Source organism: Microbulbifer maximicatervae (SeqCode) (assembly GCF_052467825.1).
In genome coordinates, this window is the sequence record NZ_CP174327.1 from 1,338,697 (window position 1) to 1,353,362 (window position 14,666).

Consider the following 14,666-nt stretch of genomic DNA (forward strand, 5'->3'; position numbering starts at 1 on the left):
AAGAACGGCCAAGCCCTTTCGAGCTTGGCCGTCAATTCCCTTTGACAGTACAACTCCAGAATTTTTTTACTTGGCTGCGAGATTACTCAGTGCGTTCAGCTTGCGCACATCAGTAGCAATCTTTTGACGCTTCTCAGTGGGCAGAGGAATCATGCCTTTGTCGGCCAGGTAGCCGTCTTCACCCCAAGCACGCTCATTGGTGAATTCAGCCAGGAATTGCTTAACACCGGGAACCACGTCAGCGTGCTGCTTCTTAACGTAGATAAACAGCGGACGGGAAACCGGGTAGCTCTGGTCAGCGATGGAGTCGAAAGTAGGGGCCTGATCTTCGATTAGAGAGCCCTGTACCTTGTCAGCATTCTGGTCGAGGAAACTAAAGCCGAAGATACCCAGGGCGTTCGGGTTGGCAACCAGCTTGTTCACGATCAGGTTGTCGTTCTCACCGGCTTCAACATAAGCACCGTCTTCGCGAACGTTGTGACAGATCGCTTTGTAAGCGCTCTTGTCTGTTTTCTTCATGGCTTTGATCCAGCCAAACTTCTTACAGCCACCTTCCATTGCCAGCTCGGCGAAAGCATCGCGGGTACCGGAAGTGGGGGGCGGGCCCAAAACTTCGATTTTGGTGTTGGGCAGGGCTGGATTTACGTCCTTCCAGGTCTTGTAGGGGTTCGCTACCAGAGTTTCAGAACCGTCTGGGTTAGGTACTTCCTTAGCCAGGGCCAGAAAGATGTCTTTACGAGTCAGCTTAAAGGGAGCCGCTTTCTTAGCATTCGCAAGAACAATGCCGTCGTAACCGATCTGTACTTCAACAACATCAACACCGTTGCTGTTACACATTTCCAATTCGGATTGCTTGATGCGACGGGAGGCACCGGTGATATCCGCAGTACTTTCTCCAACACCCTGGCAGAACAATTTCATGCCACCACCAGTACCAGTGGACTCAACGACTGGAGTTTTAAACTGGGTTGCGCGGCTAAAACGCTCCGCCACAGTCGTAGTAAACGGGTAAACAGTTGAGGAACCTACAACACTAATGTAGTCGCGCGCCGCCATAGCAACCTGTGAAGTTGCCAGGGTCAGGGCTGCCAGAGAAGTCGCCAGAATTTGCTTGTTCATTGTGTAACTCCGATGAGTGTTTTTATTTCACGCGGCGATGCTAGGAACAACGGGTGACGATTCTATGAATAAAAGATTACAAAAAGGTTACAGCTGTATTTTTACCCTGCTGGCATGAGAGCGGGCAAAGGGTTAACCTTCGAGCAACATAAATAACAATAAGATGTAAAGAGAGAAGCCCCCATGCGTTTTCTGCTGTGCAGCGCGCAGGCACTCGAGCGCCTGACCAGTCATACCGGGCAACTGCTGTCCTGGTTCACATGGGCCATGGTCCTGTTACAAAGCTGTGTTGTGGTGATGCGCCACGGCTTCAATACCGGTTCTATCGCCCTACAGGAATCTGTGATTTACCTGCACGGTGCCGCCTTTATGCTGGGGCTGGCCTATGCGTTGCAGACCGATGCCCATGTGCGGGTGGATGTCATCTACCGCAGGATGAGCGCCAGGGCCAAAGCCTGGGTCAATGCAATTGGCTATCTGATATTCCTCTTACCGCTTTGCGTCTTTCTATTTACAAGCAGCTGGCACTTTGTACTGAATAGCTGGTCAGTTTTTGAAGACAGTGCGAACGCCGGCGGCCTGCCTGGAGTATTTTTACTGAAGAGCCTGATTCCTCTGTCCGCCGTCACCCTGGCTCTGGCGGGGCTGGCCCAGTTTATTCGCGCGCTGGTGCAATTGATGCTGCCCCAACAACAGTCCACTCCAATGTCGTCGTCAAAAGCAGTACTGAAGCAGGTAGAAGGGGCCGAAGTGTGATTGAGCTAATCCCCTTTCTGATGTTTGCAGCCGTCTGCGCTCTGCTTATGTTCGGCTACCCAGTAGCTTTTACCCTCGCGGGTACCGCCCTGCTATCAGCGGGCCTGGGTATTGTGTATGGCGTATTTGATGCTGAGTTGCTGCGCGCTTTCCCCGATCGCCTCTACGGCATTATGCAAAACGGCACTCTGGTTGCCGTTCCGCTATTTGTGCTGATGGGGGTAATACTGGAGCGAGCCAAGATTGCCGAGGATTTGTTGGTTAATCTGAGCAAAGCCTTTATGGGGGCTCCCTCAGGACTCGCCATTTCCGTAGTGGTAGTAGGCACCCTGCTCGCCGCCAGTACTGGCATCGTCGGTGCAACTGTAGTCACCATGGGGCTGATGTCACTGCCCACCATGCTAAAAAATGGCTACTCCCCCAAACTGGCCACCGGCACTATCTGCGCCACCGGTACCCTCGGGCAAATTATCCCTCCCTCTATTGCCTTGGTTCTGTTGGGTGACACCCTCTCCAATGCCTATCAACAGGCACAACTGTCTGCGGGCATTTTCAATCCCAAGCCAGTCAGCGTAGGGGATCTGTTTGTAGGGGCAATTATTCCCGGCTTACTGCTGGTGGCCGCCTATATCATTTATCTGTTATTTATTGCCCGTCGCCCCAAACCCACGGAGAGCAGCGAGCCTCCAGAAGTGGATAAGGCCCAGCTACTTCGCAGTCTTTTGCCCCCGATTGCCTTAATGCTGATTGTGCTCGGATCGATCATTGTTGGCGCTGCCACCCCCACAGAAGCTGCTGCTGTCGGCGCGCTGGGGGCGGCGTTACTGGCGTCCAGTCGCGGAGCACTGAGCTTTAAACGCGCCGGGGAGATCGGCCGCAGTACGCTTCAGGTCTCGGCAATGGTTTTCGCCATATTAATTGGCGCCTCATTATTTTCTCTGGTATTTCGCGGTTACAACGGCGAAGAGTTGGTGACAGGATTTTTCCACAGCTTGCCCGGAGGGGTAATCGGCGCGACCCTGTTGGTGATGCTGGTAATCTTCCTGCTGGGCTTTATCCTCGACTTTATCGAGATCACCTTTGTAGTGGTACCAATTGTGGGGCCGGTACTGCTGGCAATGGGCGTCGATCCAGTGTGGCTCGGCATTATGATTGCCATCAATTTGCAAACCTCTTTCCTAACGCCTCCTTTTGGGTTTGCCCTCTTTTACCTGCGCGGGGTGGCCCCCAGTTCTGTGGCCACATCGGCCATCTATCGCGGGGTAGCACCTTTTATTGCCATTCAACTTTTACTGCTCTGCCTGCTGGCAATTTGGCCAGCCCTGGCCACTTGGTTGCCGGGGGTGGTTCAGCAATAGTGATCTGCGACACGTGGAGAGCCATCCATAGACTGAGAGGCGGCACCAACGGCCAAAAACGCGTCTGCGGTCGACTAAAGGCCGAAATTTATTCTGGTCAATTACTGGCCAAATTGTGCTAGAATGCGCCACCATTCCAGTAGTGGAAACCAATAACTCTAACAATCTGTGAGTACCCGATGTCCGCACTGTCAGCTCTCGATGAAGATCCGCAACCCACAGGCACGCTAACCCTGCAAACCCTGGCTATGCCCCGCGATACCAATCCGCAGGGGGATGTTTTTGCCGGTTGGCTGATGTCGCAGATGGACCTCGCTGGCGCCATTCTCGCGCAAACCATGGCGCGCGGCCGTGTCACAACTGTTGCGGTGGGCAGCATGGTTTTCCTGCGCCCGGTTCCGGTTGGCTCAACAGTCAGCTGCTATGCGGAAGCCATTGAAGAAGGGCGCTCCTCAATTCGCACTATGGTTGAGGTTTGGCTGACCCGGGTGGATTCTGGTGAGCAGGTCAAGGTCACCGAGGGTGAGTTTGTATTTGTCGCTATCGACGACGCCGGCCGTACCAGGCCGTTGCCATAGTCCCTCGTTAATAGTGTAGCTTCTAGATAGTTCGATCAATGGCGTTTTGATCGAACTACCTTGTGTATGTTTTAATGTTTAAAGTTTGACTGATGAACAAACAGTCATCACATCAATATTCCGCGGATAATTTTAATATTCCCACGCAAGTCTCTGATTATTACATAGCCACGATCGCTACCATCCAAGAGATTACCACGCACCAATACCCAGCTATTACCACTTGTAACTTTGTGAGTTTTCTGTTGTTCTTCCTGGATAGGCAAAGAGTTATTTAGAGAGTCAGTTAAATACTCAACCGTAAAATCGATCGCAATATCAAGCTCATTTAAAAAAGCCTCCAACCCCTCTCTTTGCCAGTAATCTAAACTCTCAGATTTTGAGATACTTGTAGTTCCTTCTGACCAATACTCAATTGAATTCTTATAAATCAATTTATTATTCTTATCTTTCAATTCAGCATTCAGATTAAATTTTAGAACATCCAAAGAGTTGGTTAACTTAATAGAGGGGGATATCATCAGGCGAATATCTTTTTTATTTTGCCCTTCCCCTGTAACAACACTTCTACCCTGGGAAAAATTCGATAATAAAAAACGATTATAGATCCTATCCTGACTCAATCCTTCAACATTCAGGGCTGATAGTTCATCTAATAGTGATTGAGCTGGTAATTGCGCCTCTTTCTGAGCTCGGCTTTTGGCCATTTCACTAGCAATAAGTGTTCCTATTAAGGAGCCAGCGACACCAGCTGCCGCAGCTTGCCCAGGACTGGTCCCAGGGGGGGGAGGCGGAGCTGAATATTGCGCTGCTGCCATATTCGATGATATCGAGGTATAGCGCCATGGCTCTGGATGTATATCTACAGTTAGTGGGCCATTCTCTAGTGAGTCAACTTTTAAAGAGATACTTTTAAGCTGATTAACCTTGTCGGCGTCAATAGTGGCTATATGATAAGTTGCCGTTTTCGTACACCCTGAACTAAACAGAGCAAAAACTAATAAAAGTATTATATTTTTCATAGAAAATGACGGCACTCACGTGCCGTCAATAGATTATTTATTACTTAATTTTACTCAGATACAGAAGGAACTGTATCTTCACTCGAGAGAGGGGTGTTACTTTCAGCTTCATGCTTAGCTAATGCAGTCATAATCTCCTGCTTAGCATTATTCATAACAATATAGTAAGTATTAGTTAATCCAGGATAGGTAGGCCCTTCATCCCACTCGCCTGCAGCATAAGCTGTCTGGACAACATCGGAATACCAAAGTAACTGATTCGACGATAAATCGATCATTTCACCCGTAATTTCGAAAACAACTCTCGGGGCATCTGTCGGAATAAAGCCATAATATGGTCGTGCCAAACCTACTCGTCTGGCTGAAAGTTTCAAAAGGTAATCAACTTTATGCTCTTCAGTAAAGCTGCGGTAGTCACTTCTTGCAAAATACACGGTATCCTTGGTATCAGGATCCTTAAATTTCGCCAGCTTTAAGTCTTTATCAAGTGTATCCAGTTGGATTAGACTAAAGCCTTCCTCTGCCAAGCTCTGGCTCAAGTCCCCAGAAATTGCGACAAACTCTTTAGTATCCAGTGTTTCCAAGTGCTTTGAAATTGGAGCAGTCGCTGCTGAGATAATTGCGTAATCCAGCAGACCTATATTACCTTCAAAAGAAAGAGAAGGGACCGCTGGCACTTCAAGTACCAAACCAACTGCTTTCTTTTCAGAGCTATAAAAAGACTGCTCTAATGGAACAGGAACTTGTTGAGAGACACAACCGGTTAATAGTATAAGTAGCGAAACAAATGCTACTTGCAATGATGACTTCATTTCTTCCCCAAAAAAATAGCCTGTAAATGCCGGCGCTATTATTCTCATTAACCGAAAAATTTAAAGTTATTTTAATCATTTGGGGTAAAAAGGTAATTTTTAACCTTAACTAAAATGTCTATCTAGTCTCTTTAGCTGTATCTCTCGTTTGGTAGTAAGCCTCTTCACTGATCTCGTGGTAGGGCTTCACATCCCGTTCAAATTCTTTAAAGGCTTTGTAAACACGGGCAAACTCCGGGTCCTGCTGCGCCGTCTCCTGCATAATTTCGTTATTGATCTTCTTCAGGTGAGACAGAACATCCTCCGGCAAGCGCTCCACTTTTACCCCGTGCTCTTCTACCAGCTCCTTGAGGGCCCGGTTATTGCGTGCCGTGTATTCGTCCAGCATATCCTGGTTAGCTTCACGGGCGGCAACTCGCACTATTTCCTGCAAATCAGCAGGCAGTTTTTCGAACGCTTTTTTATTAACGATAAATTCCAGGATAGAGCCCGGCTCATGCCACCCGGGGTAGTAGTAATACTCAGCGACCTGGTGGAAACCAAATGCGAGATCGTTGTAGGGCCCCACCCATTCGGTAGCATCGATCACTCCAGTCTGGAGGGCGGTGTAGAGTTCTCCACCGGGAATGGTCACCGCAGTGCCGCCTGCGCGGTTTAAAACCTCACCACCCAGGCCGGGAATACGCATCTTTAGGCCCTTTAAATCCTTCACCGACTCAATCGGTTTGTTAAACCAGCCCGCCATCTGCACGCCGGTGGAGCCCCCCGCAAGTGGAATCAGGTTAAAGGGCTCGTAGATCTCCTCCCAGAGTTCGAGACCACCGCCGTGATGCAACCAGCCATTCATTTCCTGGGCATTCAAGCCAAAAGGCACCGCAGTAAAAAACTGGGCAGCGGGCACCTTGCCTTTCCAGTAATAGGCAGCACCGTGTCCCATCTGCGCGGCGCCTTCCGATACAGCACCAAATACGCCCAGGGCAGGTACCAACTCACCGGCACCGTACACTTTGATCCTGAGACGCCCGGCTGACATCGCCTCGACTTTCTTGGCAAAACGCTCCGGCGCACTGCCGAGGCCAGGGAAGTTCTTGGGCCAGGTAGTAACTAATTTCCACTCGAACAGCTCTTTATTACCCTCTGCGGAAAAGTGCTGGGCAGGGCCCATTTCTGCACGAGAAGCTACCAGGGCGGCGAAGGTTATGGCGAGCAGGGCTAAGAGCCCGAGAATGATAGCCGGGTACCAATTGAGTTTTTTCATTGCTACTAATTTATCGTTATTTTTGTATTGTACAAATTATCGGCAGACGCTTTGGTCGCCAACTTAGGTCTTCAGGGGAAGTCCTCTGTGATCTGACCCTGGTATTTTGGATGGATTCCCGCTATAGCTGGAATCCATTCACCACTATCTAACTTTCAATTCTGCATGCCTCTCAGTACCGACATGCTCCGGCACTCAGTATTTAATGCTTAGTGCCAGCTCAAGCCATCACTTAAAGCGGCTGCAACTTGGCCATCGAAAGTATCAGCCTCTTGTCGCCAACATCGTCAAAATTAACCAGCACCCGCATTCGAGGACCCGTTCCCTCAAACTCAATGACAGTTCCTTCACCAAACTTGGCATGGTCCACTCGCCCGCCCAGGACCAGCGGGGGCAAATCATCGAAGTCTGGCGCCGGGTCGGAAAACTGGCCTACCTTGCCGTAATCCGCCTGGTAGAGCGGGCGGGAAATTTCGGTCTTCAGGCGCACTTCTTGTACAAACTTGGGCGGAATTTCGCCGATAAAGCGGGAAGGGCTGTTATAGGTTTCGCTGCCAAACAGACGCCGGTTTTCCGCGTAGGTAATGTATAGCTTGCGCATGGCGCGGGTGATACCCACGTAGCAGAGGCGTCTCTCCTCCTCCATGCGGCCGGGCTCCTGCGCCGACATCTTGTGGGGGAACAGGTTTTCCTCCACACCTGCCATAAATACCAGGGGAAACTCCAAGCCTTTGGCGGAGTGCAGGGTCATCAGCTGGACGGCATCCTCAAACTCATCCGCCTGGCCTTCACCGGCATCGAGGGCAGCGCTGTCGAGGAACTGGTTAAGAAGCGGGATTTCCTCCTCATCTTCCTCTCCCTCGGGCAGGCCTGCACCGGTAAAGCCGCGACAGGCAGTGACCAGTTCCTGCAAGTTCTCCACCCGTGTTTGGCCTTTCTCGCCTTTCTCTTTGCCGTGAAACTCCAACAAACCGCTGTTTTCGATCACATCCTCAGCAATAGCATCCAACTCTTTATCTTCTGCATTTGCTGCCAGCTGGTTAATCAGGTCCAGGAAACTCTGCAGGGCATTGCCGGCGCGAGCAGCCAATACCCGTTGCTGCAACATCAGCTTGGCCGCCTGCCACAGGGAGCAGCCCTGCTCCCGGGCATAAGAGCGCACCATCTCCACAGTGCGCGCACCGATGCCACGGGTGGGTGTATTCACCACTCGTTCAAACGCAGTGTCATCATCGCGGTTGGTAATCAGGCGTAAATAAGACAGGGCATTCTTGATTTCCAGGCGCTCGTAGAAGCGCTGGCCGCCATAGATACGGTAGGGAACCTGCTCGCGCAAAAGCCCCTCTTCAAGTACCCGGGATTGGGCGTTTGAGCGGTAGAGGATGGCGATGCTGTCGCGGCGATTGCCATCGCGCACCCAGTCATTGATGCGCTCGACAATAAAGCGCGACTCATCCTGTTCGTTGTAGGCCGCGTAGACGGCGATGGGCTCACCCTCTTCACCCTTGGTCCACAACTCTTTGCCCAAGCGACCGCTGTTATTAGCGATCACCGCATTAGCCGCGTTCAGAATGGTGGAGGTGGATCTGTAGTTCTGCTCCAGTCGCACCGTCTGCACTTCTCGTAAATCTGTGGAAAAGTGCTGGATATTCTCGATCTTGGCACCGCGCCAACCGTAGATAGACTGGTCATCGTCACCCACGGCGGTGATATGGCACTGCTCACCGGCAAGTAGGCGCAGCCAGGCATATTGAATCGTGTTGGTATCCTGGAACTCATCCACCAGGATATGGGGGAAGCGCCGGCGGTAGTGGGCCAGAATAGCGTCGTTATTCAGCCAGAGCTCGTGGGCCCGCAGCAGCAGCTCGCCGAAATCCACCAATCCACCGCGCTGACAGGCCTCTTCATAGGCGAAGTAGATTCGCACCATGGTCTGCAACCAGGGATCGGCGCCGGCATTGATATATTGCGGGCGCAGGCCTTCATCTTTCTGCGCGCCAATCCACCACTGGGTTTCACGCGGTGACCACTTTTTATCATCCAGCCCCAGATCTGCCTGTACCCGCTTGATCAGGCGAAGCTGGTCATCGGAATCCAGAATCTGGAAGTTCTGCGGCAACTTGGCTTCTTGCCAGTGAGCCTTGAGCAGGCGGTGAGCCAGGCCGTGGAAGGTGCCCACCCACATGCCAAAAGTGTTCACCCCCAGCAGCTCTTCGATACGGGCGCGCATCTCGCGGGCCGCCTTGTTGGTAAAGGTTACCGCCATAATGGAGTAGGGCGAGGCGCCCTCCACCTGCATCAGCCAGGCGATGCGGTGTACCAGCACCCGGGTCTTGCCCGAGCCGGCACCGGCCAGAACCAATTGATTGCCGGGCGCGGCAGCTACTGCTTCGCGCTGGGCCTCGTTGAGGGGGTCTAAAATCTGAGATACGTCCATGGGCGAAGATTGTACCAGAGCTGATGCACAAGACCTGTGTAAATAAACAGGATTTTGTCCCGCCTGACAATGTAATGTGATGTCGCTCGCCAGCGGAGGGCACAGCGGCTAAACTGCGCCATCTGGCATAGAGAAGGAAGTCCTGTGAAACCGGCGGAAGTAACGCAACGAATCAGTGAACAACTGTCATCCATGCGCAAATCAGAGCGCAAGGTGGCGGAGTATATTCTCGCCAACCCCGATGAAATCATTCATATGCGCATCGTCGACCTGGCCACTGAAGCCCAGGTTAGTGAACCGACCGTGGTGCGCTTTTGCCGCGCCGTGGGCTGCTCCGGATTCCAGGAGTTCAAGCTGAACCTGGCGCAGCAGCTGGCTTCCAGCCCCAGCTTCGGCCAGATTGCGGTTACAGAAACGGATACCATTGCCGAATACAAGCGCAAGGTTTTCGACTCCACGGTGGATACCCTGCTGAAAGTCCGCGATAGAATTGACGACCGTGCCCTCGAGGCCGCTGTCACTGCGATGGCCGCTTCCAAGCGGGTGGAATTCTTCGGTTTTGGTGCCTCCGGTGCCGTCGCCGCCGATGCCCAGCACAAGTTCTTCCGCCTACAGTTGGCCACCGCTGCTCACTCAGACCACCACATCCAGAATATGTCGGCCATGTCCATGCAAGCGGGGGATGTAGTAGTAGCTATCTCCCAGAGCGGTCGCACCAAGGCGTTACTTCGCTCCATGAGCATGGCAAAAGAGCAGGGCGCTCTGGTGGTTGGTTTGGCACCCAGCGGCTCGCCGGTGGCACAACAAGCCAGCATCCCACTGGAAGTGGATGTGGAAGAGGATATTGAGATCTATACGCCGCTGTCCTCGCGCATCGCCCACCTGGTGGTAATCGATGTCCTCGCTATCGGCGTAGCCCAGCGCAAAGGTCCTCAGCTACAGGAGCACCTGTTGAAACTGAAACAGGGACTGTACACATTGCGGGAAGACAAGCACTAAACTCCCTGATATCCAAAGCGGGCAAGGGACAATGTGCCCGCCCGTTTCTACCAAAGCCATTTCCCGCCAATTGGGCTTTGCCGGGAAGATCCTTCCAGGCTGTACCTGAGCAACATAATGACATCCATCGCTTCTAACCCGGACGAGAAAGCCCCGCGCTGGCTAGTGGTGTGGCTGGCCGCACTCGTTTCCCTGACACCTTTTTCCATCGACAGCTACCTGCCGGCCATTCCGGCGATGGCGGCGGCCCTGGATACAGAAGTCGAGCGGATGCAGTACTCAGTGTCCAGTTTTCTGCTGGGCTTTGCCCTCGGGCAGCTGTTTGGCGGACCATTATCAGATCGCTGGGGACGGCGCCTTGTAGGAACTATCGGCCTCAGTATCTATATAGCCAGCTCCCTGTTAGTCCTGTTTACCGACCATGTAGACCAACTGATTATCCTGCGCTTCTGCCAGGCAGTTGGCGGCGGCTTTGCCACAGTAATCTGTGCTGCAATTGTGCGCGACCTACACAGTGGCCGTGAGGCGGCAAAAATTATTTCCCTGATTAGCACCATCATGCTGATTGCACCGCTGATCGCCCCGGTGATCGGCTCTGCACTACTAGCCGTTGGCGGCTGGCAAAGTATTTTCGTCTTTTTGTTACTGTACGCTCTTGCAATGCTCGTACTAGTACAGTTGCTGCTACCGGAGACCGTCTCCCGATTTACCCGCGCACGCCGCCAGATGATGCCGCTAAAGTCTCTCGTGGGCAGCTACGGCCAGGTTTTGCGCAATCCCCGCGCTATTGGATTCCTGATTGCACAGGCCTGTGTCAGCGGTTCGATGTTTATCTACATCACCACCGCGCCCTTTGTGTTTATGGATTACTTCGGTGTTAGCGCGAATCAGTTCCCACTGTTTTTCGGTATCTGCGTACTCGGGCTAATTTGCATGGTTCAGGTGAATATCCGCCTGCTGAACTTTTTTGAGCCGCGCAATATCCTGCTGGCGGGTATTGTGTTGCAGCTATTGGGTTGCGGCCTGCTGCTGCTGGGAACTATGACAGGAGTCAAAGAACTGACCCTGTGGATGATTCCCCTGGTACTGGTGATGAGCTGTATCGGTATTACCGGCCCCAATGCCGCCGCCTGTTATTTGGAGTTCTTCCCCAAAATCAGCGGTAGTGCCAACGCGCTATACGGCGCCGCTCTTTTTATTACCGGGGGGATACTGGGTGGACTGGCGAGCAGCCTGCACACCGGAACCCTGACACCTATTGCAGGATCTATGGCGGGCTGTGCTTTTGTGGCACTACTCTCTGCACTATTTGTCGCGAAGGTTCGCCAACCGATCGAGTCCGATATCCCTGCGACCCGGCGCTTTACCCCGCGTTAACGGCAGCTCTTTACACCGGCTCTAAACTTTCCTCCTGAAGCGCCCGCTGCACTGCGGGCCTTTCTTCCATTCTCTTTTGGAATGCTTGAAGCCGGGGCCACCGGGGCATATCAAACTGCTGATGTTTCAGCCAGCGAGAGAGAACATACAGGTAGGCATCGGCAACCGTGAAACCGTCTCCCATTAAGTAGTCCTTATCAAGCTGCCCTTCGATATAGTCAAACCAGCGGATAAGCCTAACCCGGGAGTCCTCCTGCTCTTCTTCTGTACCATGCCAGAACAGTGGTTTGAATAGCTTGTGGACTTCAGCACTGAGGAAGTTGAGCCATTCGAGAAGCCGGTAATGGGCCAGGGTGCCCACTGGTGGCGCCAGTTGCGCGTCGGGCTTTTGCTCCGCCAAAAACTGGACGATTGCCGGACCTTCTGTCAGTACTTCTCCGCCTTCCAGTTGCAGTGCCGGCACGTACCCTTTAGGACTAATCCTTGTAAAGTCGTCGCCGTTTTCCAGCTCGTGGGTTTTTAGATTGACCTTTTGCAGGCCCAGATTGATCCCTGCTTCACAAGCGACAATATGAGGCGATAGAGAGCAAACACCCGGTGCATAAAAAAGCTTCATGGTAATCCTGTAGAGTCATTACCTATATCCAGGCAGTATAGGCCCGGCTAATTTCTCCCCACTGAAGCTCGACTGAAACTGGCTTGAATTCCTCTCTACAACTGTTGCTGAAATCTACTTACCGCGTATCCAATGGTCCAGGCTAAAGCGACCGGCACCGGCACAGGTCAGAATCAGGAAACCACCGGCAATCGTGATATTTTTCATAAAGCTGGTCATTTCTGTTGCATCACCAGGGGACAGGTGTACCAGGAAGGCCGAAGCGAGACAGAACAGGAAAAGGACAAAAGCAGAAATCCGGGTGAATATCCCCAGTAACACCGCGAGTCCTCCCACCAACTCAATAACGATGACCAGGGGCAAAATGAAGCCGGGTATCCCCATGGAAACCATAAAGGCCTCTGTCATTTCGTAGCCGCCAATTTTATTCCAGCCGGCAAATATAAAGATCAGCGACATCAGTACCCGACCGATCAGCTTTGAGGTGTCGCACAACATCGAATGCTTCACTACTACTTCCTCAATTGCGCATTTATGGGTATGGACTATCAACCAGTGTAGACACTGTCGTGAAAATTCATGAGATAGTCGGTAGCTGCCTTTACTCAGGAGGGATAAAAACCACTAGATTGGCGTGATAATCATCCTTTTTATTTTCAATAGTCAGTAGGAATCTACTAATTGGCAGTTAGAAAGTAATGATGTAATGTTTAAAAAGCTAAGGCATTAATGAATTTTAGTGGGTAGGGGAAGTCGATCCGTTTGAGCGCAAAACTGAAAAATGCAGTTGTGTGGCGCCCTAGAGCCGCTACAATTGCGCGCCCATATAAAAGGGAGTTGGCCGCTTGTGCCTGCGCGGCCCGCCCCGGTGTAATCCTGTTGCCCTAGATCCACTCCAAGGGAAATCGAGCAGCCTCTGCACGACTACAATAACGGCACACTCACCATCATATAAATTGCCGCCGGGGCGCTCCCCAAAATGGCATTAAACCATCCGAGAATATTTCAGCGCTGGAGTCCACACACGGCATGGAAGTTTATTACACCTTTTGTTTTCTTGCCGCCGTATCAGTTTTTCTGGGCTTCTTGAACCAATACGTATTGCGCGCCCAAACCACGATCGCTATTACCGCCGGTGCCCTGGCCCTATCACTATTGGTCACCGCCCTGGGCAAGTTGGGGGTGGTGGAGTTGCGCACCTGGGCAGATCAGCTTCTGCCGCTGCTCAACCTTGAGGATATTCTGCTCAAGGGAATGCTCGGGTTTCTGCTTTTTGCCGGCAGTTTGCATATCGATCTGTTGGAACTGCGCAACCAGAAACTGGAGATCGGTCTTCTCGCCATTGTCGGTACCCTCATTTCCACCTTTGTGGTCGGGGCCCTTCTTTACTGGTTCCTGATGCTGATCAATATGCCGGTGGCTTTTGTTTACTGCCTGTTATTTGGTGCATTGATCTCTCCCACCGACCCTATCGCCGTACTGGCAATTATGAAAAACCTGAAGGCCCCGGAGCAGGTTTCCATTCAGGTGGAAGGTGAGTCCCTGTTCAACGATGGCTTCGGTATCGTGATCTTCGCGGTGATTTACGCACTCGCTTTCGAAGGCGGCCAACCTACGGTACCGGCAGTGGCTGAGCTATTCGCCATCGAGGCACTGGGGGGCATATTGCTGGGACTGATCATTGGTGGCGTTTTCCACTGGGCTATTTGTTGTACCAATGATCACAGCCTGGAATTGATGCTGACCATGGTTATTCCCACTGCCGGTTTTTCCCTGGCCAATGTACTCGGGGTCTCCGGCGCCCTGGCAATGGTGGTGAGTGGCATTATTATTGGCAACTTTACCCGAGAGCGCGGCTTTTCCCGGGTGAGCCAACACGAGCTGGATAATTTCTGGAGCATCACCGAGGACTTCCTCAACGGTTTGCTCTTCCTGCTGGTGGGCCTGTTCCTGATTACAATCGACCTGCGCCCTTCCGACTACCTGCTGATGGCAGTGGGCATTGTCATTGTTCTTACCGCCCGGGTTTTCGCTGTCGGCATACCCTTCCTGTATTTAAAAAGTCGCCGCAAGTACCACCCCTATACCAACCGGATTTTGATCTGGGGAGGGCTGAAAGGTGGTCTGGCATTGGCGCTGGCGATGTCTATTCCCGCCGGCAGTGCCTTCGTCCAGGGACAGGACCTTCGCTACCTGTGGGTGGTCATGACCTATGGCGTGGTGCTCTTTTCTATCGTCGTACAGGGCTCTACCATAGCGCCATTGATTCGTCGCAGCCGGGAGTTTTCTGAGCCCGAACGCGACGAGCCCCAGCAACCGACAGCCAAATAGCGA

13 protein-coding genes are annotated in these 14,666 nt (G+C 52.2%); 6 read left to right on the forward strand and 7 right to left on the reverse strand.

Going from position 1 to position 14,666, the window contains the following annotated elements:
• Positions 1-66: 66 nt before the first annotated feature.
• Positions 67-1,119, reverse strand: coding sequence for a PstS family phosphate ABC transporter substrate-binding protein (locus ACJJII_RS06020; RefSeq protein ID WP_282930607.1), 1,053 nt, complete (start codon positions 1,117-1,119; stop codon positions 67-69).
• 183 nt (positions 1,120-1,302) lie between these two features.
• Between ACJJII_RS06020 and ACJJII_RS06025 the strand changes: the two genes are divergently transcribed.
• The 3 genes from ACJJII_RS06025 to ACJJII_RS06035 all read left to right on the forward strand — a co-directional run bounded on the left by ACJJII_RS06025 (position 1,303) and on the right by ACJJII_RS06035 (position 3,811).
• Positions 1,303-1,875, forward strand: a complete 573-nt coding sequence (locus ACJJII_RS06025) for a TRAP transporter small permease subunit (protein WP_444918617.1) — start codon at positions 1,303-1,305, stop codon at positions 1,873-1,875.
• Positions 1,872-3,233 carry a TRAP transporter large permease gene (locus ACJJII_RS06030; protein WP_444918618.1) on the forward strand — a complete coding sequence of 454 codons (1,362 nt, stop codon included), beginning with the start codon at positions 1,872-1,874 and terminating at the stop codon, positions 3,231-3,233. Before ACJJII_RS06025 ends, ACJJII_RS06030 begins: the two co-directional genes overlap by 4 nt.
• A gap of 188 nt (positions 3,234-3,421) precedes the next feature.
• A complete protein-coding gene (locus ACJJII_RS06035; protein WP_108735392.1) occupies positions 3,422-3,811 on the forward strand; it encodes an acyl-CoA thioesterase in 390 nt (129 codons plus the stop codon).
• Between the two features lie 107 nt (positions 3,812-3,918).
• On the opposite strand, the gene ACJJII_RS06040 is transcribed toward ACJJII_RS06035, so the two are convergent.
• The 4 genes from ACJJII_RS06040 to uvrD form a co-directional block, all read right to left on the reverse strand.
• Positions 3,919-4,833, reverse strand: a complete 915-nt coding sequence (locus ACJJII_RS06040) for a hypothetical protein (RefSeq protein WP_444918619.1) — start codon at positions 4,831-4,833, stop codon at positions 3,919-3,921.
• A gap of 50 nt (positions 4,834-4,883) precedes the next feature.
• Complete coding sequence (locus tag ACJJII_RS06045; RefSeq protein ID WP_444918620.1) at positions 4,884-5,645, reverse strand: hypothetical protein; 762 nt, start codon at positions 5,643-5,645, stop codon at positions 4,884-4,886.
• Positions 5,646-5,763: 118 nt separating this feature from the next.
• Positions 5,764-6,903: a TRAP transporter substrate-binding protein gene (locus ACJJII_RS06050; protein ID WP_444918621.1), complete on the reverse strand. Its 1,140-nt coding sequence runs from the start codon at positions 6,901-6,903 to the stop codon at positions 5,764-5,766.
• 232 nt (positions 6,904-7,135) lie between these two features.
• Positions 7,136-9,340 carry a DNA helicase II gene (gene uvrD / locus ACJJII_RS06055; RefSeq protein ID WP_444918622.1) on the reverse strand — a complete coding sequence of 735 codons (2,205 nt, stop codon included), beginning with the start codon at positions 9,338-9,340 and terminating at the stop codon, positions 7,136-7,138.
• Between the two features lie 144 nt (positions 9,341-9,484).
• Here uvrD and hexR point away from each other — a divergent pair, with 144 nt between their 5' ends.
• Positions 9,485-10,339, forward strand: coding sequence for a transcriptional regulator HexR (hexR, locus tag ACJJII_RS06060; RefSeq protein ID WP_282930602.1), 855 nt, complete (start codon positions 9,485-9,487; stop codon positions 10,337-10,339).
• A gap of 117 nt (positions 10,340-10,456) precedes the next feature.
• Positions 10,457-11,716 carry a multidrug effflux MFS transporter gene (locus ACJJII_RS06065; RefSeq protein ID WP_282930601.1) on the forward strand — a complete coding sequence of 420 codons (1,260 nt, stop codon included), beginning with the start codon at positions 10,457-10,459 and terminating at the stop codon, positions 11,714-11,716.
• A gap of 10 nt (positions 11,717-11,726) precedes the next feature.
• Here the strand turns inward: ACJJII_RS06065 and gstA are convergent, their stop codons facing one another.
• Both gstA and ACJJII_RS06075 read right to left on the reverse strand, forming a co-directional pair.
• The gene (gstA, locus tag ACJJII_RS06070) at positions 11,727-12,332 is read right to left on the reverse strand and encodes a glutathione transferase GstA (RefSeq protein ID WP_413663847.1); all 606 of its coding nucleotides are present in this window, start codon (positions 12,330-12,332) and stop codon (positions 11,727-11,729) included.
• Positions 12,333-12,446: 114 nt separating this feature from the next.
• Complete coding sequence (locus tag ACJJII_RS06075) at positions 12,447-12,842, reverse strand: DoxX family protein (RefSeq protein ID WP_413663848.1); 396 nt, start codon at positions 12,840-12,842, stop codon at positions 12,447-12,449.
• A 519-nt stretch (positions 12,843-13,361) separates the two neighbouring features.
• On the opposite strand from ACJJII_RS06075, the gene ACJJII_RS06080 reads away from it, so the two are divergent.
• A complete protein-coding gene (locus tag ACJJII_RS06080; RefSeq protein ID WP_282930598.1) occupies positions 13,362-14,663 on the forward strand; it encodes a cation:proton antiporter in 1,302 nt (433 codons plus the stop codon).
• Positions 14,664-14,666 lie beyond the last annotated feature (3 nt).

Coding starts and splice junctions, on each gene's coding strand:
- ACJJII_RS06020 (WP_282930607.1), bottom strand. CDS start 1,119: ATGAACAAGCAAATTCTGGCGACTTCTCTGGCAGCCCTGACCCTGGCA.
- ACJJII_RS06025 (WP_444918617.1), top strand. CDS start 1,303: ATGCGTTTTCTGCTGTGCAGCGCGCAGGCACTCGAGCGCCTGACCAGT.
- ACJJII_RS06040 (WP_444918619.1), bottom strand. CDS start 4,833: ATGAAAAATATAATACTTTTATTAGTTTTTGCTCTGTTTAGTTCAGGG.
- ACJJII_RS06045 (WP_444918620.1), bottom strand. CDS start 5,645: ATGAAGTCATCATTGCAAGTAGCATTTGTTTCGCTACTTATACTATTA.
- ACJJII_RS06050 (WP_444918621.1), bottom strand. CDS start 6,903: ATGAAAAAACTCAATTGGTACCCGGCTATCATTCTCGGGCTCTTAGCC.
- uvrD (WP_444918622.1), bottom strand. CDS start 9,340: ATGGACGTATCTCAGATTTTAGACCCCCTCAACGAGGCCCAGCGCGAA.
- ACJJII_RS06065 (WP_282930601.1), top strand. CDS start 10,457: ATGACATCCATCGCTTCTAACCCGGACGAGAAAGCCCCGCGCTGGCTA.
- gstA (WP_413663847.1), bottom strand. CDS start 12,332: ATGAAGCTTTTTTATGCACCGGGTGTTTGCTCTCTATCGCCTCATATT.
- ACJJII_RS06080 (WP_282930598.1), top strand. CDS start 13,362: ATGGAAGTTTATTACACCTTTTGTTTTCTTGCCGCCGTATCAGTTTTT.